Below are 26,934 nucleotides of genomic sequence, written 5' to 3' on the forward strand. Positions count from 1 at the left end.
TTAATATTAAGCACTTTAAAAACTGGTTTACAAGCTGCTGCTACTGTACTTCATAAACCTGGAATCCCCTGTATTATGAAACGGAATAGAAAAAAATAAATTGAGGTTTCCCAGAAGTCTAAATTAGTTGTCAACTGATGTTGGGGTTTCGCAACTGGGCCCAATCTAATATAACTAGGCACAGATTGCGCGATCGCCAAAATCCGAGATAATATCTGCTGAATCGAACCCGTCAACCTCGCCCAAGGTAACAAAATGATTAAATCCTGGATGGTAATTGGAGGAGTCGCCTTTGTAGTAGCTTTAGCTGCTAACATAATCGCGCCCAGCGACATCCAATGGTTCAACCGCTTACAGCGTCCCAGATGGCTAGTATTTGAAAAAGCAATTCCCCTAATTTGGACAGTAATTTTTATTTGTGCAGCTTGGTCAGCAGTGATTGTTTGGGAAAAAGAACCAGGAACTCAGGAGACTTGGCTGAGAATGGGTTTGTACCTACTTTTAGAAATAGTAACTATGTCTTACACCTCGGTTATGTGCAAAGTTAGGAGCCTAAAAGTCGGCACAATAATCGGCGGAACTGGCGCTATTTTAAGCGTAATGCTAGCTTTAAGTGTCTTGCAAGTTTCGGAGCCGGCCGCCCTGTTATTGCTACCTTACATACTTTGGAGTCCGATCGGCACTTACACCACTTGGGCAATGATGCACCTGAATCCGGCGGATGTTTAATTGATCTAAAATTACAGGTAATTGGTAATTGATCATTGGGAAAAAGGTAATTGCTAAGATGTACCTCACCCAATAGAAAACTGCTATAGCAAGCCTCGTATCAATTGTGAAGTCTTTCTCTTGTCTCTCTTCTCTTCCTTTTCTTCCTACCCTACCCTTCGGGAACCCCTGCGGGGAACGGGAACGGCTTCGCCGAACGCGCCCTTTGCGTCTTCGCGGTTCGTTAAATAGAGATTCTCTGAGTTTTATCGCGTGGTGGGGGTGGCTTTATTTAATTTGTTGGCAATGTGAGGATTATTCGTAAACCCACCCCTAGAAGTTGATTGAGAATGATGGTTGATTTGAGTTAAAACTCAAATCAAGCACTAATTCTCAGACTTTAAACCCCCGCCCAATGTCGGGCAAACCAGTTAACCTAACGATTGCCAGAGCTGGTCGGAGGCTCAATTTCCGGCGGTTCAGGAGGGGGAGATTCAGACTCAGGAGGATTCAGCGACTCCTCCCAAACTTTGATTTGCGATCGAGCTTGCTCAAAAGCCCGAGTACCCGAGGGAATTTTCTTCAAAGTCGCGATCGCCCCAGCCAGATCCGACGACGACTGTTCCACACCAAGCGCCAAAATCCGCTGGCTCCACTCATCAATCGCCTCACTCGCCTGCCACCGGAGCGAACTCGACTCGGGAACCTGACTTGCCAGCGCAATAGCCGTTTGCAAAGCCTCAGCAGTCCCGGCTCGGGCCGTCTGACGGGCGTTCTGCAAACCTTGCTCGCCCTGAAATTGAGCCTCCCAAGTCCGAATGTTCGATCGAGCTTCCTCATAAAGCACCCGTCCCGATCGAATCCGGCGGGCCATCTCAATTGCCCCCGCCAAATTGCCGCTCGCCGCTAGCTGCTGAGCTCTATCCAAAAACGGCTGGTCAACAAGCCGCTGTCTCCTGTCGATCCAAGCTTGAATTTTGGCTTGAGCTTCCACGTAAAGCGCCCTACCTCTAGCTATCCGAGAAGCTTGAGCAACGGCGGCTTCCAGAGAATTCGGATCCCCCGTACTCGCCAAATCGTTCGCTCTTTGCAAATACGGACTGTCTTCCAGCAGCTCGATTTGACGGCTCAAGCGGCTAATTTGACTGCGAGCTTCCGAAGCGCGGGGATTTGATTCCGGGACTGTTTGCAATTGCGCGATTGCAGCCCTCAAATCATTTACCCCACCCGGCGCCGCCAGCCTGCTTGCCAAATCCAAAACTTTCACATCAGCCATTTCTTGTTGCCAGCGGCCGACTAAATCTTGAGCTTGTTTGTATAAAGGGCGGCCGGACTTCAACTTTTGAGCAATCTCGATCGCCTTGGAGAAACCCTCAACAGAGCCAGTCAAAGCCTGAGAAGTAGCATTCGCCAACTCATTAAAATCCTGTACTTGTTCCCTTAAATTTGCCGACTCTGGAATCTTGTTAGCGATCGCCATCGCCTCCTGCCAATCCCCTGCTTGCAAGCGTTTTTGGGCGATATCCAGAATTTTCTTGCTAAATTCCGTGATCGCCTTATTGGCAGCTTGATACAAATAACTGTTTTGATCAATTCCCTGAGCCAGCTTAATCCCCGTCACCAGATTGTCGAGACCTCCCTCGGAGGCTGTATTCCGGGCTTTTAGCAACTTATTGCCCTCAGCCCGAGTCGTCTGAATTAGCTTAGTCAATTCCTCGTACTTAGCCGATTCCCAGAAAGTATTTCCCAAATCCAAAAGCAGAGTAGCTTGGCTGAAAGCCAGCGGCCACTCTTCCTGACGCAAGTGGTCTTCAGCCGTGCGGTAAATTTTCTCTGCATCGCCCCATATCGACTGCCACTTTTCAATCTGCTTTTCCACCTTCGGGTAAGCGGGAACGTTTTTAGGAACCTTACGAGCGAGCCCAATCGCCTCCTCCAGCTTTCCTTCTTGGAAACTAGCATTTCCCAGCCTGAGAATATCCTCCGACCACCGATCGATTTGAGTGTTAATTCTCGGCCGCAACGGATGGTTTTGTGGCAAAGCATTCACTAATTCGATCGCCCTGAGCAAATCATCCGCCGTCCGCTTGCTTGCTGCTTCTTGAGCGCAAAAAAAGCGATCGTTAGCAGAAGCCGTTGGCCAAAAAATCTTTGAGCAATTGGACTGCGAGGTCAGGTTGAGTAAAGACGCAATTGCCACAAACCCCATACCCACCGATAGCATCAAACTCAGCGCCAGCCAAAACTGCCACTTATTCGACCAGTTCCGCCAAAACGGATTGTGTTCCCCCGGCGGCTGCGAGTTTTCCCCAGACAAATTCGGCGGTAGTTCCAGATGCCCTCCCGGCAGTTTTCCCGAAGTAACCAACTCTCGGAGCTCTTTAAGTCGTTCAGCCCGGTTTTTCCTTGCTGGTAAGCGCACCAGCGACGAAGTATCCTTTGTTGACTCCAAGGATTCTGATGCAGACCAACGGCCTGGTATTTTGCGATCTTGACTCATATCCTCACCACAAACAGCAACCAGCCAGCGTTAGTTATTTAAAAACTGCGAGCGCTGCTATCAACTGCTCTATAAAATGTATTCATCACTTTTACATACTCCCGTCGGCCCCAGACTGCAAGAGCCGATCGCCAAACCGCCAAAATCAAAATTTTGTGATTAGGTAATTGATAATGCGTAATTGGCAATTGGTCAAGGCCATCATCCCTAACTCGCACTCAATAGAGCCAATTACACATTATCGTCTCAAGAACCGGAGTTTGAGCGCAAATCGCCGATCAGTTCCGCAAGTTGGTCGCTATTAGCTTGGTAAACCTCATTGCAGAAATGGCACGTAGCCTCAGCCCCCCCATCTTTTTCAATCATGTCTTGCAATTCGGCTTCGCCCAACATTTTCAAAGCTCCCAAAACTCGATCGAACGAACAGCCACAGTCAAAGCGCACCATCTGAGTTTCCGGGAAAATTTCCAGGCCCATATCTCCCAGTAACTCTTCGAGAATCTGGTGCAGCGTTTTGCCTGATCGCAGCAGCGGCGTAAAGCCCGACAATTCAGCAACTCTAGATTCTAAAGTTTGCACCAATTTTTCGTCCGTTGCCGCCTTGGGCAGAACCTGCAACAGCACACCCCCAGACGCTTCTACCCCGCCCGCCCCCACAAACACCCCCAAAACCAGAGCCGAAGGCGTTTGCTCCGAGGTTGCCAAATAGTGAGTCAGATCGTCGCCAATTTCGCCGGAAACCAATTCCACCGTACTTGAATAAGGGAAGCCATATCCAACGTCCCGCACCACGTACAAATAACCGTCACCTATTGCCCCGCCGACATCGAGTTTGCCTTTAGCATTGGGCGGCAATTCCACTTCGGGATTATCCACATAACCTCGAACCGTTCCATCAAGTCCCGCATCCACCAGAAGCCCGCCCAGCGGCCCATCTCCTTTGATGCGAATGTTGACTCTCGATTCTGGCCGCTTCATGCTGGAGGCGAGTAACAGCCCCGCCGACATTGTGCGGCCGAGGGCGGCTGTAGCCACGTAGGAGAGCTTGTGCCGCTGTCTTGCTTCTTCGGTGAGGCGGGTGGAAATGACGCCTACAGCGCGAATTCCGCCCTCTGCGGCTGTAGCGCGAATTAATTGATCGGCCATGAAAAACCTTACTTTTCTCTTTTGATACCTTCTTGAACTATTTTATAAGTTCTTGAAGGTTGTGGCAGCAGAGAGCAGCACTTGACTCAGCGGGCCTGGGAGTGCGATCGACCTTCAGAACTCGCCTCTGTTTTCTATAAAACCTTGATTTACCGACTCTTTATTAACAAATATTCGGCGGATTTTTTAACTTAAATATTTATTTGCAAAAGCCCGAATAACGAGTACATTTATTTTCTTTAAGCCAGCGGCTCGTCAGTCATTATTTTATAACAACTAACAACTAATGACTAACAACTAATGACTAATGACTAAAACTTATCTTGGCGCTAACCAGACGATTACCAAACCTTTACCTTTGCCGGTTAGAGTCAGAGGCGTAGGTCTCAGACCAATGTTTTTTAGCTGGAAATAACGGATATGCCACCAACATCCAAAGCACTTTTAGCGGAAGTCCAGCATAACACAGGAGCGAGTCGAAACTTGCATTTTTATGCTAAGGGCGAAACCATTCCTATGATGTCGCAAGGTCTTTGGCGAGTCTGTCAAGGTCTAGCACAACTGAGTACGCTTTATCCAAACGGGGAAGAAGGACTTTTGGGTTGGGTTGGGCCTTCGATGTGCTTCGGTTTGTGGTTGACAAGCTTGCAGACTTACCGAGCTACGGCGACATCAGATATTTATTTGATGTGGTATTCTATGGTGGAAATCGAAGCTTCTCCTCAATTGGCTCACGAGTTGCTGCCTCAAATGGTACGGCGACTGCGGCAAATGGAAGCAATTTTAGCGATCGCCGGACAGCGGCGAGTAGATGACCGTTTGTATCAGCTACTGCTATTATTGCAACAGGAATTCGGTCAGCCTGTGGTTGAGGGAACTCGTTTGAATATCCGCTTGACACATCAAGATATTGCTAATGCGATTTGCACGACGCGGGTAACAGTAACTCGAATGCTGGGAAAATTGCAGCAGCAAGGGTTAATCAGTCGAGATGGCGATCGGCATTTAATTCTTAACAAAGATGTTTTTGCGTCCACATCGGATTTGTTTGGCTGCAACCCTCAAGCAGTGTAGCAAGCGCCGAAAAAAATCTTATTCTGCTTCGCCAATCAGCGTAAACGCTGCCCAATCTTGCGGATTTGGGTGCATCTTCATTGTCATCAGCATTGCTTGCCGTAAAGCTTCAGCTTTATTCGGGTTTTTCTGTAACTGGCGATAGAATTCTGCCATTAATTCCGCTGTCTGCTCATCCGGCACTAACCACAGAGAAACGATAATACTGGAAACACCAGCACTAATGAAAGCACGAGATAACCCAAGCACACCATCACCTGTGAGTTTTCCTCTGCCAGTATTGCAAGCACTTAATACCACTAATTCTGCATTTAATTTTAAATCCAAGATTTCACTGGAAGTCAGCAATCCGTCATCATTTCCTGATGGAGCCAGGGCGATCGCTCCCGGTAAATCTCGCCTCTTCACTTCATTGAGTAATCCGTGAGTTGCCAGATGAATAATCCGGGCTTTTAGCATCTGTTGAACAATCGATGCTTTAGTGGCTTGAGAGCCTGTAATCGGTTTAGTATTCAGAAGTTGGGCAATTGTAATTGCTTCCTGTTCACTGCCCGGTAAGGCAGCTAATTGGCGCGGCGGTGTGCCAATTTTGGGCATAATTGGATTGCCTACAACTAAGTTATTCTGGAGAGAAAGTTGTCGGACTTTTTGCCGTGATTGGCGGGTGAACTGCAAAATTTGCAGGGCGGGAGCGGTGAGGATAGTATGTTTTTCAATCAGATATTGACCTGTCGGATCTTGTAAGGCGACAAAGGGAACTAAAAACAGGGATTTATGGGGAATGAAGATGACAGGAGCATTCGGGTCAGTAGGTAAAAGATCGGCAATGGGTTGAATCAGTAGTTGATAACTTTGCTGTAATTTGGGGTAGATTATCCGAGAATTAGCAGTGGTAGAAGCAGGGGGATTAGCTGTTTGTTTATTGGCAGTGTCCCCCGCCGATACACCCAGAGCCTCGCGAGTGCCGCGAATCATCTCAGCGATGGCGGTATCTCGATCATTTAATCCTCTCGTCCCCAGAGCAGCAGATACTCTTGCCCCTTCGCTGGCTTCGGGTAGATTGATGTTAAGAGATTTCAGGTCAACTGAGCGAAAGGTAATTTCACCAGTCGGCTTGATGACCCAAATATAAAGGGCTTGATTCCCAATAGTTGAATACTCGACGAGGGTAGCGTTTTGCTGTTTAGCAATTTGTTGAATTTGCTGGATATTGGGCGGGTTGATAGTAGTTTGGACAGATACAGATGGGGAAAGGCGAGATGCCAATAACTCCACAAAAGCTCGGGCTCTACCCCGTTCGGCAATTTCTAAAGCGTCATTAGTTTTTTTCTGGGCAATGAGGACTTGTTGTAAATTGACGTAGGGGTTAGTTTGCGTTTCAAATATTGACACTTTATTGGCATCGTCTAATCCAGCACGGAGAGATTCGGAAACTTTAATACTATCAAGTAGGGTTTTCTCTGCTGCTGGGAGATTGCCAGAGTTGGCGAGAGCCAATCCTAGATTGTTGAGAGCCGTCCCCTCGCTTTCGCGGTCTTGAATTTCTCGGGCGATCGCCAAGTCCTGCTGTTGGTACTCGATCGCTTTGGCGTAGTTGCCCTGGGAAAGGTAAGCATTTCCCAGACTTCCCAGAGCTTTCCCCTCGCTTTGGCGGTCTTTAATTTCTCGCGCGATCGCCAAATGCTGCTGAGCGTACTCGATAGCTTTGGCGTAGTCGCCGAGGGAAAGGTAAGCATTTCCCAGATTTCCCAGAGCCACCCCTTCACCTTGGCGGTTTTTAATTTCTCGCGCGATCGCCAACTGCTGCTGAGTGTACTCGATCGCTTTGGCGTAGTCGCCGAGGAAATTGTAAGCATTTCCCAGATTTCCCAAAGCTTCCCCCTCGCTTTGGCGGTCTTTAATTTCTCGCGCGATCGCCAACTGCTGCTGTTGGTATTCGATGGCTTTGGCGTAGTCGCCGAGGTTACCGTAAGCAATTCCCAGATCTCCCAGAGCCCCCCCCTCGCTTTGGCGGTCTTTAATTTCTCGCGCGATCGCCAACGACTGCTGAGCGTACTCGATGGCTTTGGCGTAGTCGCTGAGGTTACCGTAAGCAAGTCCTAGATTTCCCAGAGCCGCCCCCTGGCTTTGGCGGTCTTTAATTTCTCGCGCGATCGCCAACAACTGCTGTTGGTACTCGATGGCTTTGGCGTAGTCGCCGAGGGAAAGGTAAGCATTTCCCAGACTTCCCAGAGCTTTCCCCTCGCTTTGGCGGTCTTTAATTTCTCGCGCGATCGCCAACTGCTGCTGAGCGTACTCGATGGCTTTGGCGTAGTCGCCGAGGGAATGGTAAGCATTTCCCAGATTTCCCAGAGCCCCCCCCTCGCTTTGGCGGTCTTTAATTTCTCGCGCGATCGCCAATAACTGCTGAGTGTACTCGATGGCTTTGGCGTAGTCGCCGAGGGAATGGTAAGCATTTCCCAGATTTCCCAGAGCTTTCCCCTGGCTTTGGCGGTCTTTAATTTCTCGGGCGATCGCCAACCACTGCTGTTGGTACTCGATCGCTTTGGCGTAGTCGCCGAGGGAAAGGTAAGCACTTCCCAGATTTCCCAGAGCTTTCCCCTGGCTTTGGCGGTCTTTAATTTCTCGGGCGATCGCCAACAACTGCTGAGCGTACTCGATGGCTTTGGCGTAGTCGCCGAGGGAATCGTAAGCAATTCCCAGATTTCCCAGAGCTTTCCCTTCACCTTGGCGGTTTTTAATTTCTCGATAAATTATTAGTGCCTGTTGCCAAGACTGCAATGCAGCTTGAAATTGACTAATCTGATGCTGCTGAATCCCTTGGTTTAACAGTCGGTCTGCTTCGGCTTTCCGCTGAGCTTGAGTTTGAGCCAAGGCCTGAGAATTGATGATTTTAAATTGAGAGTTAGGGATCAACCGAAACTCACCTACAGTCAGCGCCGCTAAGATTGAGATCAGTGCCGACAATCCAATTTTTTGCAGTTTCATAACTTTTGAGAGGCCTCTGGTTTGAATATCCGCTTGACATATCAAAATATTGCTAATGCGATTTGCACGACGCGGTTCTGTTGACTGTTGACTGTTGACTGTTGACTGTTGACCGCAAGATAGCGACATCTACCTGGAAGGAAGAGGATTGGAGTAATGAATAGTCTTTTTTTTATTTCTCCCGATCGCAGTTCCGGCTTTAAACCAATTCTTTCTGGTAACAGTAACGCGAATGCTGGGAAAATTGCAGCCGCAAGGGTTAATCAATCGAGATCGCCATCTCGGCATTTAATTCTTAACAAAGGTGTTTTTGCGTCCGCCTCCGATTTGTTTGGCTGCAACCCTCCAGCAGTATAGCAAGCGACCGCCATTTGCATTTACATAATGCTGTCTAATATTAAAGCCAAAATCGAATTGCATCAGAATTGTCTGTCTTGATTTTCCTCCCCCTATCTACAGCAACACATTTGTAGCCGGAAAAGATATAATTAAGCGCTGCATCTATTTAGGGAAAAACTCAATGGCTAACTCTACTCAAGAAACACCGCAACCAGACAAAAAAAAATTAACTGACATCACAGCTAAACCTCAAGAACAACAAGAAGAACCGCCCAATAAAGGTGACGGGCGGAAATAGTCGATCGCCCGGAATGAAAGGGCCGCAGAAGGTAAAGAAACCGGGTTTTTTGACTCTTATGGAAGGTTTTAAGCAAATATTTTGGTTAAAAAACCCGGTTTCTAGCTACCCGCGCGTCAAAGAAATAACTTGACAAATTATTCAGTTTGTGTAGTGCCGTTGTTCGATCGTAACTTCGGTTTTTCCGGCTTCCCTCTGCGTCCATCCAAAGAAACCACATCAGCCTCAGAACTCTCCCTCGCCACCCGAATCAGCAAACCCGACAACAACAAACTCGCCAACATCGAAGAACCCCCGTAACTAAAAAACGGCAGCGGCAAACCCGTAGTCGGCAAAACCCCCGTCGCCACCCCAATATTCAGCAGCGACTGTCCCACCATCACCACCATCACCCCAATCGCCACCAACTGACTCTCACTATTTCGAGCCTTCATCGCTACCCTCAAAGCCACAGTAGAGTAAGCCGCTAACATCAGTAACAGCGAGAAACCTCCCACAAAACCAAACTCCTCAGCAAACACAGCAAAAATAAAATCGCTGTACTGAATCGGCAAATAAAATAATTTTTGCTGCGACATCCCCAAACCCACACCCCAAATGCCCCCAGAACCCACAGCCAGGAGACTTTGAATCAACTGATAGCCGTCTTGCATCGGGTCAGCCCAAGGATTGAGGAAAGACATAATCCGGCGGCGCTGATATTCCCTCAAACTAATACTTAAAACCGCCAAAAGCATTCCCCCCATAGCCGTGGCGCCCAACTGCAAGTAAGGCAAGCCAGCCGCTAAAGCCACCAACCACAAAGTCATCCCGCACAAAGCCGTGGTACTTAAATTCGGCTGCAACAAAATTCCCAACAGCATTGCACCGAAAATTAACAGCCAAGTTAAGCGAACTTTATTTGTCAACCGGGACCAGTTGCCGAAAATCCGGGCGCTTTGGAGAACAAAAAACGGCTTAATCAACTCCGAAGGTTGAATAATCGGAACCGGGCCCAGAGATATCCAGCGAGTCGCCCCGTTGATTGTGGTTCCCACCCCCGGAACCAAGGTCAGCCACAGTAATCCCAGCAGCAACAAAACGCCTAACTGAGATGTTTTCATGATGTAGCGCAGTGGGGAGTACACCATCAAGTTAAAGCCGGCCAGCCCGATCGCCACTGCGACTAGCTGTCGTTTAAAATAATAAAGCCCGTCTCCAAATTCATAATTTGCAATGGGATAGGAAGCCGAAAACAATGCGGTCAGGCCTACAAACAGCCACAGAAAAGTCAGCCACCTCAGCCACCGGGCCTCAGCGGCCCATTGAGACGCGCTGGGGTCAAAAAAGGGAATCAAGCGTCGAATGTCATTAGCCATAGGATTTTAGAATGATCTCAATAAACTCTAACAAAGATGGCTAAAGTACCAGATTGGTTAATTTACGCATTAATCTGCTCGCTTTTATATGGTTTGTGGGGATTTTTCTGTAATTTAGCGACTAAATATATTGACTACAAAACTGCTTTTGTTTATGAAGCAATTGGCGCTATTTTAACTACTTTATTTATTATTTTCCACACTAATAATTTGAGTTTTGAGGGAGATGTTAGGGGAATTTTGTTTGCCATGTTAGTTGGCGTTTGTGGTACGGTGGCATCATTAGTATTTTTTATAGCCCTTGGTAAAGGTGAAGTTGCCAATGTAGTGAGTGTTACGTCTATCTACCCGCTGATTACTATATTATTATCGTCTTTATTCTTGAAAGAGGCTATTACATTACCACAAATGCTTGCTGTTTTGTTAGCGATAATCGCAGTTATACTTTCTGCTTATTGAAATATTTTTCAATGATGAGATTAAAAACGCTGGACATTATTCCTTCTGCTATAACTATAACAAACAAAAAAGAGGTCGATCGCGACCTCTTACCCCTCTACTAATCCAGCTTCGGCTCTTAAAGTAAACCTGTATTAGCACCGGGCTTACCGGTAGCCAGTTGCACTTTAATAATTCTGCCGCCCATTTTCATAATTCTTTGCTGTTCCCGGAACCAGTTGTCGTAAGGAACGAGCTTAGTAAAATAGGTATTTTGCAATTCGCGCTGAGTGCGGATGCGAGTTTGACTTGGGACGCAAGCAGTCACCTTAAACATTCTCATGGGAAACTAACTCCTGAGTAGGTTTACAGATTATTAGATGGATTTTTTAAAGATTGAAGGCAGGGAGTTAGGAGTCAAAACTAGCTCGTTAAAACTCATCGGGCTTTCTCGACAAGCCTTTGACGGTCTAGCAATCACTCTCAACTTCCCTGACCTCTTTTCAAAGCCAAAGGTAACAAGTCCAAAGTAAAAAGTAAAAAGTTAAAAGAGGCAAGAAATAAATCTTCTTCCTTCTTCCGACTTCCATCGGACTGAAATCTGTTACATCCGTTACAGAATCCGTTGCCGAACTTCCTTCTTCCTTCTTCCTTCTTCCTGAGTCTTAGCTCAAGCCAGAGCAGATGTAGTCGAAATAGACGCCCATTTCTTTACCAGCGTCAGAACCGACCAAACCGGCGGTGACTTCTTTCATTGCTTGGATTGCTTGTACGGTAGAACCGATGGGCACGCCCAAGGAGTTGTAGGTTTCTTTCAAACCGTTGAGCACGCGCTCATCGAGGATGGAAGGGTCGCCAGCTAGCATAGCGTAGGTGGCATAGCGGAGGTAGTAGTCCAAGTCGCGGATGCAAGCTGCATAACGACGAGTGGTGTACATATTGCCGCCGGGACGAGTTACATCAGAGTACAACAGAGACTTAGCAACTGCTTCTTTGACGATTGTGGCTGCATTGGCGCTGATGGCTGTAGCGGCGCGGACGCGCAGTTCACCAGAAGCAAAGTAGTTCTTGAGCTTGTCTAGAGCGCTGATGTCCAGGTACTTACCTTGAACGTCAGAGGAATTGATAACGGCGGTAATTGCGTCTTGCATGGTTGTCTTGTTTCCTAGAAAGTGGCTGAGTCAGTCCAATTTTGGAGCTAGAATTTGGAATTTGGGATTTGGGATTTGAGATTTTTAACTGGCTGGTTATTTGCAAAAGCTTTTAACTGGTTGCCGGCAACCCCCAATTTTTCAATCTAAAATCGAAAACCTAAAATCAAAATTCCTTACTGCATCGCACCGATAACGTAGTCGAAGTAAGAGGAAGCTTCGGAAGCATCTTCTCCAGACAGCAGCGAGCTTGCTGCATTTTTCATAGCGCGAACGCCTTCGGCGACGGCTTCAATCGGGGTTCCGAGAGATTTGTACATTTCGCGGACGCCGACAATACCGATTTCTTCGATCGGAGTAATGTCGCCAGCTACGATTCCGTAGGTAATCAAACGCAGGTAGTAGTCCATGTCGCGCAAGCAAGTTGCGGTCATTTCTTCGCCGTAAGCGTTGCCGCCGGGAGAAACGATATCAGGGCGCTTTTGGAAAAGTTGGTCGCCTGCTTGCTTGACGATGCGTTCGCGGGATTCGCTCAAAATTTGGGCGATGCGGACGCGGCGTTCACCAGAGGTGACGAAGCTTTTGATCCGATCTAATTCACCTGGGCTCAAGTAGCGAGCTTCGGCGTCTGCGTTGACGATTGATTTGGTGACGATACTCATCTTGTGTGTACCCGCTGGATATTTTGCTATATGAACTGCTCTGCGCTGAGCTAGCGAAAGCGGGCGCTTGTGTCCCGTATCTTTCCTGCTCAGGCAGGAGCTTTGACGGGGAAGGCTGGACTTTCCACACTCAGCAACTGTTGAAGTTGTTGGCGGTTGACTGCCTTCGGTGCTTAACGGCGCTTGTTCTTCACACCGGTGCGGTTGTGAGTGCTCGCACTAAGCCTGTCGCTTACAATACCATAAATGACTGATGCGATCTTTAATTTATGATAAAGATTGCAGCAGACCACTTAGTGGCGATCGAGTGACTATCGGGCAGTTAGTAAGGATATTGCTTCTCTGACACAACTACCTCTCGCAAGTATTTTGAGGCATTATGTTCACATTCTGAGTGTTACTGTAATAGTTTGTAACATTCCTTTTCATATTGGGGCCCTCGCTGGGGTCTTCTCCGTTAAAATTTCACAGTTAAAAAATTGCTAAAATTATCGGGCAGCAAGGGTTACAGGCGATCGAGCATTGAGCGGGAATTATGACGGGCGATCGCGCGAGGGTCAAAGACTTCTCCCTGAGAGGGAGACAAGCGGGAGATGGGGGGAGACAGGCGGGAGACAGGCGGGGAGAGGTGCGATCGTCTCACATCTTGCACCATTCTGAATAAGTCTTGGACGGGCGGAATCTCTTACCCATTGGTGTGCACTTAAGGTAAAACCGATAGTCAGGGGTTGAAACCCCTGCCTCAAAGCGAAAGTCCTCTCAAAGAGGACTAAGGAATGATTCAGTCCTCTTTGAGAGGACTTTTGCTACTAGACAGGGAATGAATTCCCTGGTGGACTGCTGGGTCAGCGGGAGGACTGGCGGACTAAAAGCTTAAGTTGACACCAATGGTTCCTGCCCAACCTCTACTACTCATAAGAAAACTCAACTCTTTGTGTTTGTGGAACAGGCATCTTGCCTGTTCTCGATCGCGATGCCAGATATAAGATCATCGGAAATCCTAAGTTTCGAGCTTGTAGCTAGATTTGACTCTCACTTTAAATCTGGTGCGCCGTGAAAAGAAATCTATCAGCCCTTAAAAAAGCTTTGCAGTTTGGGATTAGCGGTGCTGTCGGCGGTTTCGTCGGCAATCTCATCACCGAACCTTTCATGCAGCGACTCCCTGGTTCGGAATCTTTTTTTGACAGTGTATTGTCTACAGGTCGCTGGTTTGGATTGGTAGGCGGTGGTATTGCTACGGCTATCATGTTTGGCTATTATTACTATATCAAAGGCAAACCTCAAATTAAACAGGCTTTAAAAAATGGCGGATTGTTTGGTTTAATAGCAGGAGCGATTTCTGGGGCGATCGCAGAAGGTATTTACAGCGGAATTGGCGACGGAAACAACGAATTATTACGAGTAATTTGCTGGGGAATAGCTGGCAGTTTGTTAGGACTGGGACTTGCACAGCGGATTCCTAATTTGGGAGCGCTTCGCGGCACTGGAGGCGGCGGTGTTGGAGGAGTTTTGGGCGGCTGTTTGTTTATTCTGTTTGCTTACAATTTATCGGGTACAGCAGGCCGCTTAGCTGGCTGTGCTGCGATCGGTTTTTGGATTGGAATTATGCTAGTTGTAGCTGAAACTTTGTTCAACAAAGCTTGGCTGGTAATTAGTTACGATACCGGAGCAAATCGCACTCTCACTCTGGGTTCGGAACCAGTGACTTTTGGCAGTGATGAAAATTTGTCTATTATCTGCATTCCTAATGTTTCACCCTTGGCAATGCGGTTTCAATTAGAAGCAGGTCAAATTGTTTGCGAGAATGTTGATAGCGGGGCGGTGAGTTATTTGCGATCGGGCGACCAAAAGAAAATCGGCAACTGTACAATTACAGTAGGAAACTCTGACTTGCCAGCCCCAACAACGGCAAATATTCCGCCTACCTTTATATCAGATCAGCCCGCAGTAAATTCTTTTACCAGCAGGCAATTTTCTCTGAAATTAGGCAGTCGAGTTATTCCTCTGAGTGCGGGAACTCAACTATTCACCTCTGACATACCGAGTTTAACAGCCGCAGCATCTAACGGTCTTGTAGCTATAGTCACTTCTCGATCGAGAAACGAGCTTTCGTTAGGATTGACCAATTTGTGCGATCGCGCTTGGTGGGCTACAGACATTCAAGGTGATATAAAAATGGTAGAACCTGAAAGTACCCTGACTTTGGCATTGGGAACTCAAATCGAATTCGGTGAAATTGACGGCGAAATTGTGTAAGTAAGCGAGTACAAACTGAGATATTGCACCATTGTCAATAAGTCTTGCATGGGCGGGCAGGATGCCCACCCCACAAGAAAATTTACTCTTTGTGGAACGGGCATCTTGCCCGTTCTTAACGGGATCTCCGGCCCACCCATCAGAAAAGTTAGTCTGTGTGGAACGGGCATCTTGCCCGTTCTTAACAATGATTCAAGCAGAACTGCTGCTAACTCCATTAATTACCGCCGCACCAATCAAATGAGCTAAACGCAAAGCTTCAGGAACTTTTCCAGTGTCTGTCAAACGCTGAAGCACCAGCGCAATTACTTCGGGTTTTTCGCCACAAACTTGAAAAAAGAAAGGTTCAAAAGCGTGAATTTTCCCGGCGCGACGCAACAATTCTAAACGGTATTCTGAATCGGGTAAATGACCGAGGGCTTTTTCCACAGCATCTAAATTGGGTTGGCGACGCATGACAGCAACGCAAGGAATTTGCAGCCGCGATGCTAACTCGGGAAGGTCAATAATATTGAAGCCGCCGAAAGCAATTCCGTCTAGCAAAACCAAATGCAATTGCGGCAGAAATTTGCCTCCGATGAGTAGCCCAGAAATAGCATCCGTGGCATCTAATCCGTCTGGGAAAACTTGTCCCCACACCATTCCTTCAAATCGAGTTCCCCCGCACACTATGCCCGCGATCGACACTAGACTGCCGCTTGTACGAGAAAACGGAGCGTCGTCAAAGCCAATAACCTTAATTGTGCGATCGAGCCTGAGCAAATCTACCAGTTTCAACTTGTGGAGTTCCCTAAACTAAAGTTTTTGAGATTAGGTTGTGTTTTACATAGTATCATATACGTTAAATAGCTCATTACTAAAAAGGTTTTAGACAATTGGCAAAAAAATACGTAGCAGCGATCGACCAAGGAACCACCAGCACCAGATTTATCATATTCGATCGCCGGGGACAGATAATTTGCAGCAACCAACAAGAACACCAGCAAATTTATCCGCAACCAGGATGGGTTGAACACAATCCCGATGAAATTTGGCAGCGCACTCAAAGCGTGATTAAAAATGCTCTCGAAATCGGCAATATCGACCCGCAAGATATTGCTGCTCTCGGTATTACCAACCAGCGCGAAACTACAATTGTTTGGAACAGAAAAACAGGCAAACCTTACGGAAATGCGATTGTTTGGCAAGATACCCGCACTCGCTTTATTTGCGATACCTTAGCTGAAGTTGAGGGCAAAAATCGATTTCAAAAACGATGCGGCTTGCCACTGGCAACTTATTTCAGCGGGCCGAAAATTAAGTGGATGCTGGACAATATTTCAGGATTGCGGGAAGCTGCAAATCGAGGGGATGCGATTTTTGGCAATGTCGATACCTTTCTGATTTGGCATCTGACTGGCGGCGCGCACATTACCGATGTTACCAACGCCAGCCGCACGATGCTGATGGATTTGCAAACCCTCGATTGGGATGCGGAAACTTTGGAAATAATGGCAATTCCCCGCCAGATGCTGCCAGAAATTCGCCCTTCGAGTCAAGTTTTTGGAACTGCAAAAGGATTGCTTGCAGGTGTTCCGATTGCTGCTGCTTTGGGCGATCAGCAGGCCGCCCTCGTCGGGCAAACTTGTTTCAGTCTGGGGGAGGCGAAAAATACTTACGGTACGGGCTGTTTTATGCTGCTGAATACCGGTGAGGCGATCGTCCCTTCTAAAAACGGGTTACTAACAACAGTCGCCTACAAGATGGGGGAATCGCCCGCTGTGTATGCTTTGGAAGGCAGTATTGCGATCGCCGGAGCTCTAGTGCAGTGGCTGCGAGACAATTTGGGCATCATCAACACATCTGCGGAAGTAGAAACATTAGCAAATACAGTTGAAGATAGCGGCGGAGTTTACGTTGTCCCGGCATTTTCTGGACTCTACGCACCCTATTGGAAAGACAGCGCGCGGGGAGTAATTGCAGGCTTAACTCGCTACGTGACTAAGGCACACATTGCCCGCGCAGTATTGGAAGCGACAGCGTGGCAAACGCGGGAAATTTTGGACGCTATGAATCAGGATTCAGCAGTGCAACTTTTGTCTTTAAAAGTAGACGGAGGTATGGTGGAAAATCACACGCTGATGCAGTTTCAGAGTGATGTTTTGGGAGTGCCGGTGGTGCGGCCTGTGGTAGCAGAAACTACTGCACTCGGTGCGGCTTATGCGGCTGGTTTGGCGGTGGGTTTTTGGAGTCAGCTAGCCGAATTGCGGGACAATTGGGCGGTGGATTGTACTTGGGAACCAAAAATGCCGATCGCACTTCGCGAGCAAAAATATCGCTTTTGGAAAAAAGCAGTTTCCCGCACATTCGATTGGGAAGAATGAATCGCTGAGTTAACCCCAAAATCCGTATTTAGTGATATCCTTAAATCCAGCACTATTTTTCAACTTGCAAATAAATGATTTCGCTAAAGAACTTAAAAAAAATTCTCACCGCCTTTCTATTGATACTGACACTGGCATTTGTAGAAATCGCCACTAATTCCCAAATGGCGATCGCAGATACAACTACAAATCCCACAACTGCAGCCGAAGTCTTCAGCGCCAACTGTGCAGGCTGTCACATCAACGGCAGCAACATTATCAGGCGCGGCAAAAACTTGAAACAAAAAGCCTTAAAAAAATACGGCATGGATTCCATCGCCAACATTTCCAACTTAGTAACCAACGGCAAAGGTATTATGCCAGCTTACAAAGAGCGTTTGTCGGAACAACAAATTATCGATGTTTCAGCTTATGTGCTATCCCAAGCTGAAACTGATTGGAAATAAAGCTGATTATGGAGATTGTCAGAGCAGGTTTAGCGCTTAACTTGGTCATCCATGAATAATATTTATACAAACAAAGCCTGCCTGCTTTTTATCTTCTATTGTTCATTCCTTAATAATCTCAATACAAAATCTATCATTTTTTCTATGTTCTGGTGAAAAAGTGTAAATTATCGGAGGTATTGCAAGGTGAAAAAACATTATTGTTGGCGTAGAACTTTAACTGTTATTAGCTTGTGCGTGTATCTAATGTTAGCTGTCAGCGCGCCCGCTTTCGCCTCGATTCACAAATATCCAGAAACTGCCGAGACAGTAATGTTCCGATCCGTACAAAGCCTGCGTGATACAGATGACAAAGCATGGCAAGTTGTTTTGTACAAGCGAGTTAAGTCGGGAGTAGTAAAGTCTTTAAATCTGAGATTAGTAGGATTTCCCGGAACAGAATTGCAGCACCCGGTTCCGCTGAAAGTTGTGGCGGGGCAGCGCGAAATTGGCAATGCTAATGATATTTGGAACGAGTCTGGTTTGCCAATTAATGTCGGAGAATACGATTTCAAATCAATAATTACACAAGTGGAAAGTAATCGACCTTTGCTGTTGAAATTTCCCGTGAAAAATCAAAAAGAAACAGAATTGCTGGTTCCTCCTTTTGCTGTCAGAGAATGGCGGCTGTTGTTAGACAGAAACTAAATATACCAATTTAATCGCACTCTACATTTAAAATCCAGACAATTTGCAATGTTACAAATCGCTATGTTTAAATTCTGCCTTAAGGTAGATTTAACGTAGTTGAAGGATAATGTTGTCTGACACAAACTAAAGATACCAATTTAATCGCACTCTACATTTAAAATAGCTACAGTTTCATCAATGTATCAAAAATAACTTTATTTACATAGACCTTAAGGTAGATTTAACCTATTTTAAGGGTAATTATGAAACAAACTAAAAGCTGAGTTAGTCTGGTGACAAAACTTCAGTGTTTTAACGTAGGTGTATTCAGGGTAAATCTACTATGACTTTAATCAGTAAAATTGTCCGAAAAGCATTGGCAACAGGTTACTTAACGGTTGAGGCCGAAGAACAGTTGCGACAGCAGTTGCAGATGACTAAGTACGGTTTAGAAGATTTTGAGGCTTTTATTAATTTGCAAAAAGAGGTGATGGAGGGTAGGGTGAAACAGCAAGCTTTGGAATTGTTGCGATCGCGCAAATGTTCTGCGACGGCTTAAATCCACTCCGATCGACCTTTTGGATAAAATAAGGTCGATCGACCTTCCTATGTCGATCGGCCTTTCGGGCGCGGACTCTGGCGCCCACCCTACAAGAAAATTCGCTCTTTGTGGAACAGGCCGGAAAGCCTGTTCATAAAAATGATACGCCAAGCCTGGAAAAAGGTTTCTACTGCATTCCTAGCTGTCGCCTTAACGCTTCTGGGACATTAACGGCTGTATCCAAACCTCGAACATTCTCCCACTTTGTGTCTTCATCCCATTCGAGCTCTCCAAAAGTGCTATCGGTGAGGTTTGCGCCGCTGAGGTCTGCGCCTCTGAGGTCTGCACCGGTGAGGTCTGCGCCGCTGAGGTCTGCGCCGCTGAGGTCTGCGTCGCTGAGCTCTGCGCTGCTGAGGTCTGCGCCACTGAGGTCTGCGTCTCTGAGGTCTGCGTCAAGGAGCTCTACGCTGCTGAGGTCTGCGCTGTTGAGCTTTGCGCCGCTGAGTTGTGCGCCGATGAGGTTTGCGCCGATGAGGTTTGCGTCAATGAGGTCTGCGTCAATGAGGTCTGCGCCACTGAGGTCTGCGTCGCTGAGGTCTGCGTCGCTGAGGTCTGCGTCGATGAGGTTTGCGCCGATGAGGTCTGCGCCACTGAGGTTTGCGCCGATGAGGTATGCGCCACTGAGGTTTGCGCCGGTGAGGTCTGCGCGGCTGAGGTTTGCGCCACTGAGGAATGTCCCAACTGTTTGGACAAAGCCAAAATTCCCTACACAACAGCTATAACCGATGAGACGCAATAACCGACTTGCATCGTCAAGTTTACCTTCAGCATTAGGTTCTCCACAAGGATAAAACATTATTTTGTCTTTTAATTGATCTCTCTGCTGACCGTAACGGTGCAACTCCAACAGCAAAATCATCACATTCAAACCAGCATAAATATCTATTTGTCGCTGTCCCAAATCTTGGGTTTTCAATTGAGCTCGCAGTAGGCGCATCTTCTTCTGAGGCAAACTTTCCGGCAGCATATCAATAAATTCCCCATCGCACCACCGCAGATAAAAATCTTCCAGACGCTGGAATAACTCCACAGGGCGAAACTGATTTTCTTCTCCTGGACTAGCCGGAGTTGTTAACAACCCCATCAAATATTCCACAATTTCTTCTGTCAGCCCCCCATAACCCAACAAATCATAAATCTCCCAGGCCATATCACAGTCTTTAGTATTAAAGACTCTACCTTTCTTTCCCGGTTCCGTCCACTCTTGCAAACTTTCTTTCAATCGTTCTGCACACAGAAATTCACCAAAACTCTTGTGTACAAACTCCACAGAACCTTCTTTGCTGCCTTGCTGAATATAAAAAGCAGCCAAAGCATTTGTCAGAGGATCATCAATCCGTTTTTGTGCTTCCTCAAGAAATTCTTTAACCGACTCATCTTCTTTCAATCGTTCCGCTATCATCGCTACAGGAGCGCGTTCCCCTCCAGACTGCACCACGCACAACCCTGCTTCTGTCAAGATGCGCCGCAAATTCTCTGTGTTCAATCCTGTTAAGTCGAGATTGAGTGATTTAGAGCGTTGTTTTGTGAGTACCCAATTCACAGCTTGGTTGTAAATCAAAATTTTTGCTTGAGTGCTGTTAGTTCCTTGAAAATCCCCAACTTTCAAGATTTTGTCCCGGTGCATCGCCGCTAACAGATAAAGCAAGAGCGGCTCTCGCGACAGTTCTGATTTTACATTTTCTGGACAGCTTTGATGTTGCAAAAACTGCTGAAAATCTGAGGTTTCTTCCGCCCCAAATAGAGCTTCCCACTTGCTCAACCACTGTTCTTGTATCCCGTCATCCATTACCTGAATTTCGACTCGCTCCAAGTTATCTGGCATTTGCCTTTCAATTCCTTGCAAAGCTAAAGTTCTGCCAGTAATCAAAACCCGGTGTCCCATTTCCGAACTCTGCTGACAATCCCGCTGGAATTGTCCTACTTGCTTGAGAAAATTCTCTAAACCCCGGCTACTTCTCCCCTCCATCAGCAACTCATCAAAGCCATCCAAGAAAAACAAATATCGCGTGTTTCGATCCGTCAACCAGCCGTCATCGCTAGCAAAACCCGCAGTTACTGCATTTTTCAGCGTTTCTCGAAAACTATTTTGCACTATGGGAATATCTCGCAGTCGAATTAACACGGGCGTCCAAACTGGATGCAAATTTTGCCACACCCAGTCAGCAAACATCCGACAAAAAACGCTTTTACCGCGTCCGGGCCCAGCTTCGACAAACATCACCCGATTTTGTTTGTTTTCATCTGCAAGCAAGTCTTTTGCCCAAGTTTCTAAATCGAAAGCTTGTGCATTTTCAATAAGCTTGCCATTTTGATCGAGTGGCTTGGCCTTCAGAGACACGTAGATATCTTTAAACTTAAAGTCTTCATCAAATACTTTTTCTTCTGGTTTTGAGGCAATTTTATCTTCTAAGTAAGCATCGATATTGTCGTATTTATCTAGATCTTTTTGCCAGCGATCTCGATAACGTTCTGCCAGCACTTTTAAGTCATCTTTGGCTTCAGCTAATGCCTGACTGATGTAGCGAGGTGTGCTCCAAGCTACTCGCTCTGTCAAAGTCTGAGCTTCGCCTTCAGTTAATCCTACTTGCTGTAAGTAAGTTAATAATAAATGATTGAATTTTCAGCCAATTTAGATCCGGGAAAACCGCTCATCGTTCTCCTAGCTTCCTGTTCATCTAAGGAAGATTCGGCAAGTTCTTCGATTTGTTGTTTAAACTCTTCTGATACAACAGAGTTGAGATTAATTCGAGTTAGGAAATCGCTGTCGTTTAGACATTTATCGAAAGATTTACAATAAGCTAGAACCGAAGCTAACTGCACGTAATCAGAGAACGAGCGTTCTTGCGGAGGCTTGTTTTCAAAGCGCTTGTGCCAGCGCACAGCAATTTGCGCCAACCCCATCCCAGCGGCAACAACTGCAATAGCAGGATTGATAGCCGCACCAGTCAGTCCTACTACAGCAACAACACTAGAAATCGCCGCATTTATACTATCAACACTATCTACCACAACATCGTGCTGTCCCCGCAACAATTGCCGGTGGTCGGTAGTCAAAGTTCTCCAGATTTTTTTCAGCAAATGTTCGGAATTTTCCTGAGTCATACTTTTACCTGCCCTGTTTCAGAAGAGAGAATTTGAGAAAATCTACATTTAACTCTGTAAGCATTCCGTAGTTGGTCGCCACAAATCTGTTCTCAAACTAACAATTAGAAAAGATTAAGTCTCTTTTACCTTGACAAAACTCCAACAATCCGCAATAATAGTAGATTGTCTGTCTAAATCCGGCTCGGATCAGGTTAAGACATTCCAAAAGCTAGAGAGCAGTCAGCAGTCAAAAGTCCACAACGACTAATGACCAATGACTCATCAGCTACCTGTACGGCAATCTCAACAACCATCCCATGACTTACGCAATCATTGAAACCGGCGGCAAACAATTTCGGGTAGAACCAGGCCGCTTCTACGACATCGAACTGCTTCACGTTGAAGCTGAATCCAAAGTCACCATAGACAAAGTATTTCTGATCCAGCACGAAGGCGAGGTTCATATCGGCCAGCCTCTACTAGAAAATGCCACGGTAGAAGGAACGGTTCTACGGCATTTCCGGGGCCGCAAAGTCCTCGTCTACAAGATGAAGCCGAAAAAGAAAACTCGGAAGAAAAAAGGGCACCGTCAAGAAACAACTCGCTTTATGATTGACTCGATTAGCGTCAACGGTACAGTCTTGGCCGCCAGAGACTTAACTCAAGCAGTTGTCGAAACTCCCCAAACCGCCGAAACTGATTCAGAATAAAACATAGTAAATACAGTTGAGGATATTATGGCCCACAAGAAAGGTACAGGCAGTACACGTAACGGACGCGACTCTAATTCTCAGCGTCTGGGTGTCAAAAAGTACGGCGGTCAAGTTGTCAAAGCTGGCAACATTTTGATCCGCCAACGCGGCACTAAAGTTCACCCTGGTAATAATGTTGGTATCGGCAGAGATGATACTCTGTTTGCCATGATTGACGGTGTGGTGACTTTTGAAAGAAAAGGCAAAACTCGCAAGAAAGTCAGCATTTATCCTGTTGTAGCAGCACCTGTGGCTGAACCCGTGGCTGAAGCTGTCGCTGTTTAATTCTTTGTTCCTAGGTTCGGCAGATTCCTGACAACTTAGCGTAGAACCGATAGTCCGACAGGGGTTGAAACCCCTGCCTCAAAGCTAAAGTCCTCTGAAGAGGACTGAAGAACTTATTAGTCCTCTGGAGAGGACTTTAGCTATTAGCCAGGGAATTCATTCCCTGGCGGACTACAGGCTTAATTGGTCACCCATTTGTGGCTAGCCTCCTCCGACAATTGTGACAACTTCTAAGATGTCGCCCTCTTGCATCTGTGTAGTTTCCCAAAATTGTTTGTGCAGAATTTCCCCGTTGTACTCCACAGCCACCAAGCGCGGGTTTAATCCCAATTGTTCTAGTAATTTTGGTAACGGTGTGTCGATCGCACAATTGCGGGTTTCTCCGTTAACTTGCAGCGCAATTTGATTTATCATCAGTAAAATATCTGTTTTCAGGGCGGGTTTTGTAACAAAATTATATTTTATGCACACATTTCCTGTGCTAAACCCGCCCTACAAATCCCCAATCAACCTAGCTTTTTCCGTGCAAAGCTTTCTGAGCTTTCAGATTCTGCATCCGAATCAACTGCGAGATGAAAAACTGCGTGACTAAAGTAGGCTGTTCTGCTTCCATAATTGCGCGTACTATCGCAACCCTTTGAGCTCCGGCATTCAATACTTCATCGAGGTTGTTGATATCAATTCCGCCGATCGCAAACCACGGAATCGGCGACTTAGTAGCAGCATACCGCACATAGTCCAAACCCGCCGCCTGTTTATCAGGTTTAGTAGGAGTGGAGTAAACCGGCCCAACTCCAATATAGTCGGCTCCCGCATCAACGGCTCGCTGCATTTCCTCGCCATTGGTAGTCGAACAACCGATGATCCGTCCCGGGCCGAGCAACTTCCGCGCTTCCGCCACAGGCAAATCTCCCTGGCCTAAGTGTACGCCGTCGGCGTCGGCTGCGATCGCAAAATCCACGCGATCGTTCACAATCAGCAAAGCATCATAGCGGTGACAAAGTTCGCAAAGCTTCCGCGCGTTGGCCAGCTTTACCCCGTCGTCTGAGGTTTTGTCGCGGTACTGCACCAAAGTCAGTCCCCCTTGCAAAGCAGCTTCCACGACTCCCATCAAGTTGTCTCGCGGCGAAGTTACAAGGTATAACTGCGATCGAAGTAACTGCTGGTAGCGCCGGTAAGCCAGCAAATCGCTTTCGAGAGTATAAACCCGATAGCGCATCTGCTTAAAAGCCGCGCCCATATTCCGATCGTAAATTTTGCCATACTCTTCGAGTACCCGCAGAGCTTCTTCCACCCGACAGAAATTCGCCTCCAGTAGCTGCTGAATGCTCGAACGCTGCTCTTCCTGCGGGTGAGTCAACTCCGTACCCGGATCAGCCGGCGTATCCCTAGCGCTGCGAAGTTCTGCAACGTGCCAAGCAGCCAATTCTTGACGCAGTTGCTTGCACTCGCCAGCTAAATCCGCGCTGTTGAGACCAAACCTGCACCATTCTTCAATAATTCTCAACCCTTCGCGCGATCGATCTAAATTTGCATCTAAAATCCGGCAGAGGGCTGACTGTGCCGGTAAAGTTCTGTTTTGTTTGTCGGTCATTCAGAACCACCCTAATTATAATTAATCTTACCAATCAACCCGCTATGTTCTCCCACGCCGTCAAGATTGTGGCAAAGCAGGCGGCTTAATTTTGGCATAAACCGATGTAAATTCGACAATAATTTTTTAAGTTTTATTGAATTTGATGAAAACAAAGCATAATAGATCAAACTTGATGAGAGTGGAATCGTTAAACTGCATACCACACTTCGGAGGAGAGCCGTGAGGTTAGCAGAACAACACAAAAGATTAACAGAAGAAAACCCCAGCAGGCGGGTGAAATCAAAGTTCGATCGCGAAAACCCGACACCAAACTCGGGAAGCGGAACTCGGATCGCAAATCAGTGGGGTTTATTTATGCTCCCAAACTCTAAATATAGCGAGTGCAAAGAAAAGCGATCGCAAAAATCTTGTTTGAGTTCTTGCCTTTTGCTCGTTTTTGCCACCACCGCCCTTTGCAACCATCAACCGTCAGTTATCGCTGCCGGGATACCGGGAGTGCAGCTACTTTCTCAGACGCTGCTGAGCGACATCAACATACTGTACGTCAGCTCGACAGGAGGCAGCGACACGGGGGGCAACGGCAGCGATCAAGCTCCGTTCAAAACCCTTACCTACGCCTTAAGCGTCGCCCCACCCAAGACAGCGATTTTGCTAGCGCCCGGTACTTACAGCGAGCAAACCGGCGAAAAATTTCCATTAATGCTCAGACCCAGCGTGACAGTTCAGGGAAATCCCAACACTCGCGGTCAGAATATTGTCATCAAAGGCGGAGGATACTTTATCAGTCCGACTTCGGCGGGTCAAAATATTGCGATTTTAGGCGCAGACGGGGCGGGCCTCAGCGGGGTGACGGTGACGAATACCAACTATCGCGGTTACGCTTTGTGGATCGAATCGAGTTCTCCGACGGTTGTTAACAATACTTTTTCTGGCAGCACTCACGACGGCATTTCGGTAGTGGGTACTTCCAGGCCGACGATTGGCGGGAATGTTTTCTCGAAGAATGGAGCTAACGGCATTACAATTTTTGGCAGTTCCCAGCCGGAAGTTCGAGATAATGTGTTTGAAAACACGGGATTTGGGGTGAATGTAGCGCAGAACGCTTCGCCTCTGCTAATCGGTAACAAAATTACTCGCAATAAAGATGGCGTGGTGGTGCAAGCTAATGCTAGACCTGTGCTGCGTAACAATTATATCGAGAGTAATCGCCGGGACGGAATTGTGGCGATCGCGAGTTCTCTGCCGGATTTGGGAACTGCAGCCGAACCGGGGGGCAATGTCATTCGCAACAACGGTCAGTACGATGTCAACAATGCGGCAAAAGGTCAAGTAATCCCAGCTTACGGCAATCAATTGTCGAGCAGCCGGACGACGGGCTCGGTTGATGTGGCGGGAACTTTTACCCCTGGGCCAATGGGGGGAAGCGCTTTGCAGCTAACGACCGATCGACCCCCCAGCATCGGTGGGCCAGACACTTCTCTCCCTGCTTACACTCCCGGGCGGCTAAGTCCCAGAGTAGAAAGAGCGCCACTTCCCCCGCCTGCGCCCGTTTCCCAGCGACCGGTGCAAAATCGACCCGCACCGCGAAGCGCCCAGTTGCGACAAGAACTTTCTCCGAGGAATGCCGCTGCTTCATCGGTAGCCCAAGGGGCGATCGCAATTCCCGTGCCCGATCCGAATTATCGATCAATTTCGGAAAGTTCGGTACAGCAACCAATGATTCCTCCCAATTTTGATAGTTCGAGTTCGGTTTCTTCCGAGGGTAGATTGCCGGTTCCGGGTCGCAACATTCCGATAGGAAGGGGTGGCTATGTACCTGCATCTTTAGGGGGGAATTCTTTGCCCGATGCCGTGGATAATTCGCCGTCATTCGATCGAGCCAGAGCTTTGGGTTTCCGGTATCGAGTTGTGGTGGATACCGACAGTTGGCGCGATCGACAAAAAATGCAATCTCTCGTTCCCGGTGCTTTTCGCTCTTTTTCCAGCGGGCGATCGGTGATGCAAGCCGGTGCTTTTCGGGAACTCGAAAAAGCTGAGGAATTGCTACAAATGCTCAGCGCTAACGGTTTGAATGCTCGAATTGAAGAAATTCAATGAAATGGTCATTAGTCATTAGTTAACGGTTGACTGTTGACTCTTGACTGTTGACAGCCAAAGACTGCTGACTACTTCAAAAAAATCTCAAAATTTTAGGGCCTAGCATATCGGATGCCAGA

Annotated in this window: 24 protein-coding genes and 1 pseudogene; 12 read left to right on the plus strand and 13 right to left on the minus strand. The window is 47.2% G+C overall.

Features of this window, described 5'->3' with window-relative positions; translation table 11 throughout:
- The first annotated feature begins 255 nt into the window (after window positions 1-255).
- Window positions 256-729, plus strand: coding sequence for a TspO/MBR family protein (locus QUA90_RS22590; protein ID WP_333323304.1), 474 nt, complete (start codon window positions 256-258; stop codon window positions 727-729).
- A 415-nt stretch (window positions 730-1,144) separates the two neighbouring features.
- Here QUA90_RS22590 and QUA90_RS22595 read toward each other — a convergent pair whose 3' ends face one another.
- Together QUA90_RS22595 and hslO are read right to left on the minus strand one after the other, a co-directional pair.
- Window positions 1,145-3,208: a hypothetical protein gene (locus QUA90_RS22595; protein ID WP_333447837.1), complete on the minus strand. Its 2,064-nt coding sequence runs from the start codon at window positions 3,206-3,208 to the stop codon at window positions 1,145-1,147.
- 246 nt (window positions 3,209-3,454) lie between these two features.
- Window positions 3,455-4,354 (minus strand): Hsp33 family molecular chaperone HslO, encoded by a 900-nt coding sequence (gene hslO, locus QUA90_RS22600; protein ID WP_333230499.1) that lies wholly within the window; start codon window positions 4,352-4,354, stop codon window positions 3,455-3,457.
- Window positions 4,355-4,774: 420 nt separating this feature from the next.
- Between hslO and QUA90_RS22605 the strand changes: the two genes are divergently transcribed.
- On the plus strand, window positions 4,775-5,428 hold the full coding sequence (locus tag QUA90_RS22605) for a Crp/Fnr family transcriptional regulator (RefSeq protein WP_333447840.1): 654 nt from the start codon (window positions 4,775-4,777) through the stop codon (window positions 5,426-5,428).
- 18 nt (window positions 5,429-5,446) lie between these two features.
- Here QUA90_RS22605 and QUA90_RS22610 read toward each other — a convergent pair whose 3' ends face one another.
- Entirely contained in the window at window positions 5,447-8,545 is a 3,099-nt protein-coding gene (locus tag QUA90_RS22610) for a tetratricopeptide repeat protein (protein WP_333447842.1), read from the minus strand.
- Between the two features lie 27 nt (window positions 8,546-8,572).
- Here QUA90_RS22610 and QUA90_RS30510 point away from each other — a divergent pair, with 27 nt between their 5' ends.
- Entirely contained in the window at window positions 8,573-8,773 is a 201-nt protein-coding gene (locus QUA90_RS30510; RefSeq protein ID WP_445242787.1) for a hypothetical protein, read from the plus strand.
- A gap of 417 nt (window positions 8,774-9,190) precedes the next feature.
- On the opposite strand, the gene QUA90_RS22620 is transcribed toward QUA90_RS30510, so the two are convergent.
- On the minus strand, window positions 9,191-10,411 hold the full coding sequence (locus QUA90_RS22620; protein WP_333447844.1) for an FtsW/RodA/SpoVE family cell cycle protein: 1,221 nt from the start codon (window positions 10,409-10,411) through the stop codon (window positions 9,191-9,193).
- A 36-nt stretch (window positions 10,412-10,447) separates the two neighbouring features.
- Here QUA90_RS22620 and QUA90_RS22625 point away from each other — a divergent pair, with 36 nt between their 5' ends.
- Complete coding sequence (locus QUA90_RS22625) at window positions 10,448-10,870, plus strand: EamA family transporter (protein ID WP_333447846.1); 423 nt, start codon at window positions 10,448-10,450, stop codon at window positions 10,868-10,870.
- 118 nt (window positions 10,871-10,988) lie between these two features.
- Here the strand turns inward: QUA90_RS22625 and QUA90_RS22630 are convergent, their stop codons facing one another.
- The 4 genes from QUA90_RS22630 to QUA90_RS22645 form a co-directional block, all read right to left on the minus strand.
- A complete protein-coding gene (locus tag QUA90_RS22630; RefSeq protein WP_006634929.1) occupies window positions 10,989-11,192 on the minus strand; it encodes a phycobilisome linker polypeptide in 204 nt (67 codons plus the stop codon).
- Window positions 11,193-11,514: 322 nt separating this feature from the next.
- Window positions 11,515-12,000, minus strand: a complete 486-nt coding sequence (gene apcB, locus QUA90_RS22635; RefSeq protein WP_006634930.1) for an allophycocyanin subunit beta — start codon at window positions 11,998-12,000, stop codon at window positions 11,515-11,517.
- 176 nt (window positions 12,001-12,176) lie between these two features.
- On the minus strand, window positions 12,177-12,662 hold the full coding sequence (gene apcA / locus QUA90_RS22640; protein WP_333036136.1) for an allophycocyanin subunit alpha: 486 nt from the start codon (window positions 12,660-12,662) through the stop codon (window positions 12,177-12,179).
- A gap of 505 nt (window positions 12,663-13,167) precedes the next feature.
- Window positions 13,168-13,317, minus strand: coding sequence for a hypothetical protein (locus QUA90_RS22645; RefSeq protein ID WP_333323310.1), 150 nt, complete (start codon window positions 13,315-13,317; stop codon window positions 13,168-13,170).
- A 398-nt stretch (window positions 13,318-13,715) separates the two neighbouring features.
- On the opposite strand from QUA90_RS22645, the gene QUA90_RS22650 reads away from it, so the two are divergent.
- Window positions 13,716-14,918, plus strand: coding sequence for a hypothetical protein (locus QUA90_RS22650; RefSeq protein ID WP_333447848.1), 1,203 nt, complete (start codon window positions 13,716-13,718; stop codon window positions 14,916-14,918).
- A 192-nt stretch (window positions 14,919-15,110) separates the two neighbouring features.
- On the opposite strand, the gene QUA90_RS22655 is transcribed toward QUA90_RS22650, so the two are convergent.
- On the minus strand, window positions 15,111-15,695 hold the full coding sequence (locus QUA90_RS22655) for an endonuclease dU (protein ID WP_333447850.1): 585 nt from the start codon (window positions 15,693-15,695) through the stop codon (window positions 15,111-15,113).
- 98 nt (window positions 15,696-15,793) lie between these two features.
- Here QUA90_RS22655 and glpK point away from each other — a divergent pair, with 98 nt between their 5' ends.
- The 4 genes from glpK to QUA90_RS22675 all read left to right on the plus strand — a co-directional run bounded on the left by glpK (window position 15,794) and on the right by QUA90_RS22675 (window position 18,955).
- Window positions 15,794-17,281 (plus strand): glycerol kinase GlpK, encoded by a 1,488-nt coding sequence (gene glpK / locus QUA90_RS22660; RefSeq protein WP_333447852.1) that lies wholly within the window; start codon window positions 15,794-15,796, stop codon window positions 17,279-17,281.
- Window positions 17,282-17,355: 74 nt separating this feature from the next.
- Window positions 17,356-17,727 (plus strand): c-type cytochrome, encoded by a 372-nt coding sequence (locus QUA90_RS22665; protein ID WP_333390312.1) that lies wholly within the window; start codon window positions 17,356-17,358, stop codon window positions 17,725-17,727.
- 246 nt (window positions 17,728-17,973) lie between these two features.
- Entirely contained in the window at window positions 17,974-18,414 is a 441-nt protein-coding gene (locus tag QUA90_RS22670; protein WP_333390315.1) for a DUF3122 domain-containing protein, read from the plus strand.
- Window positions 18,415-18,739: 325 nt separating this feature from the next.
- Window positions 18,740-18,955 carry a hypothetical protein gene (locus tag QUA90_RS22675; RefSeq protein WP_015176895.1) on the plus strand — a complete coding sequence of 72 codons (216 nt, stop codon included), beginning with the start codon at window positions 18,740-18,742 and terminating at the stop codon, window positions 18,953-18,955.
- A gap of 169 nt (window positions 18,956-19,124) precedes the next feature.
- Here the strand turns inward: QUA90_RS22675 and QUA90_RS22680 are convergent, their stop codons facing one another.
- Window positions 19,125-21,218, minus strand: coding sequence for a pentapeptide repeat-containing protein (locus QUA90_RS22680; RefSeq protein WP_445300135.1), 2,094 nt, complete (start codon window positions 21,216-21,218; stop codon window positions 19,125-19,127).
- 192 nt (window positions 21,219-21,410) lie between these two features.
- Window positions 21,411-22,102, minus strand: a pseudogene (locus tag QUA90_RS22685) (hypothetical protein); the annotation flags it as partial.
- Window positions 22,103-22,401: 299 nt separating this feature from the next.
- Between QUA90_RS22685 and rplU the strand changes: the two are divergent.
- Together rplU and rpmA are read left to right on the plus strand one after the other, a co-directional pair.
- Window positions 22,402-22,794, plus strand: a complete 393-nt coding sequence (rplU, locus tag QUA90_RS22690; RefSeq protein ID WP_333036112.1) for a 50S ribosomal protein L21 — start codon at window positions 22,402-22,404, stop codon at window positions 22,792-22,794.
- A gap of 27 nt (window positions 22,795-22,821) precedes the next feature.
- Window positions 22,822-23,121, plus strand: a complete 300-nt coding sequence (gene rpmA / locus QUA90_RS22695) for a 50S ribosomal protein L27 (protein ID WP_190738131.1) — start codon at window positions 22,822-22,824, stop codon at window positions 23,119-23,121.
- A 201-nt stretch (window positions 23,122-23,322) separates the two neighbouring features.
- Here rpmA and thiS read toward each other — a convergent pair whose 3' ends face one another.
- Both thiS and QUA90_RS22705 read right to left on the minus strand, forming a co-directional pair.
- On the minus strand, window positions 23,323-23,535 hold the full coding sequence (gene thiS, locus QUA90_RS22700) for a sulfur carrier protein ThiS (RefSeq protein WP_015176890.1): 213 nt from the start codon (window positions 23,533-23,535) through the stop codon (window positions 23,323-23,325).
- A 97-nt stretch (window positions 23,536-23,632) separates the two neighbouring features.
- Window positions 23,633-24,715, minus strand: coding sequence for a thiamine phosphate synthase (locus tag QUA90_RS22705; RefSeq protein ID WP_333447858.1), 1,083 nt, complete (start codon window positions 24,713-24,715; stop codon window positions 23,633-23,635).
- 222 nt (window positions 24,716-24,937) lie between these two features.
- Here QUA90_RS22705 and QUA90_RS22710 point away from each other — a divergent pair, with 222 nt between their 5' ends.
- Entirely contained in the window at window positions 24,938-26,815 is a 1,878-nt protein-coding gene (locus QUA90_RS22710) for a DUF1565 domain-containing protein (protein WP_333447860.1), read from the plus strand.
- The last annotated feature ends 119 nt before the right edge of the window (window positions 26,816-26,934 follow it).

It is taken from the genome of Microcoleus sp. D3_18_C4, assembly GCF_036702355.1.
Lineage (GTDB): Bacteria > Cyanobacteriota > Cyanobacteriia > Cyanobacteriales > Microcoleaceae > Microcoleus.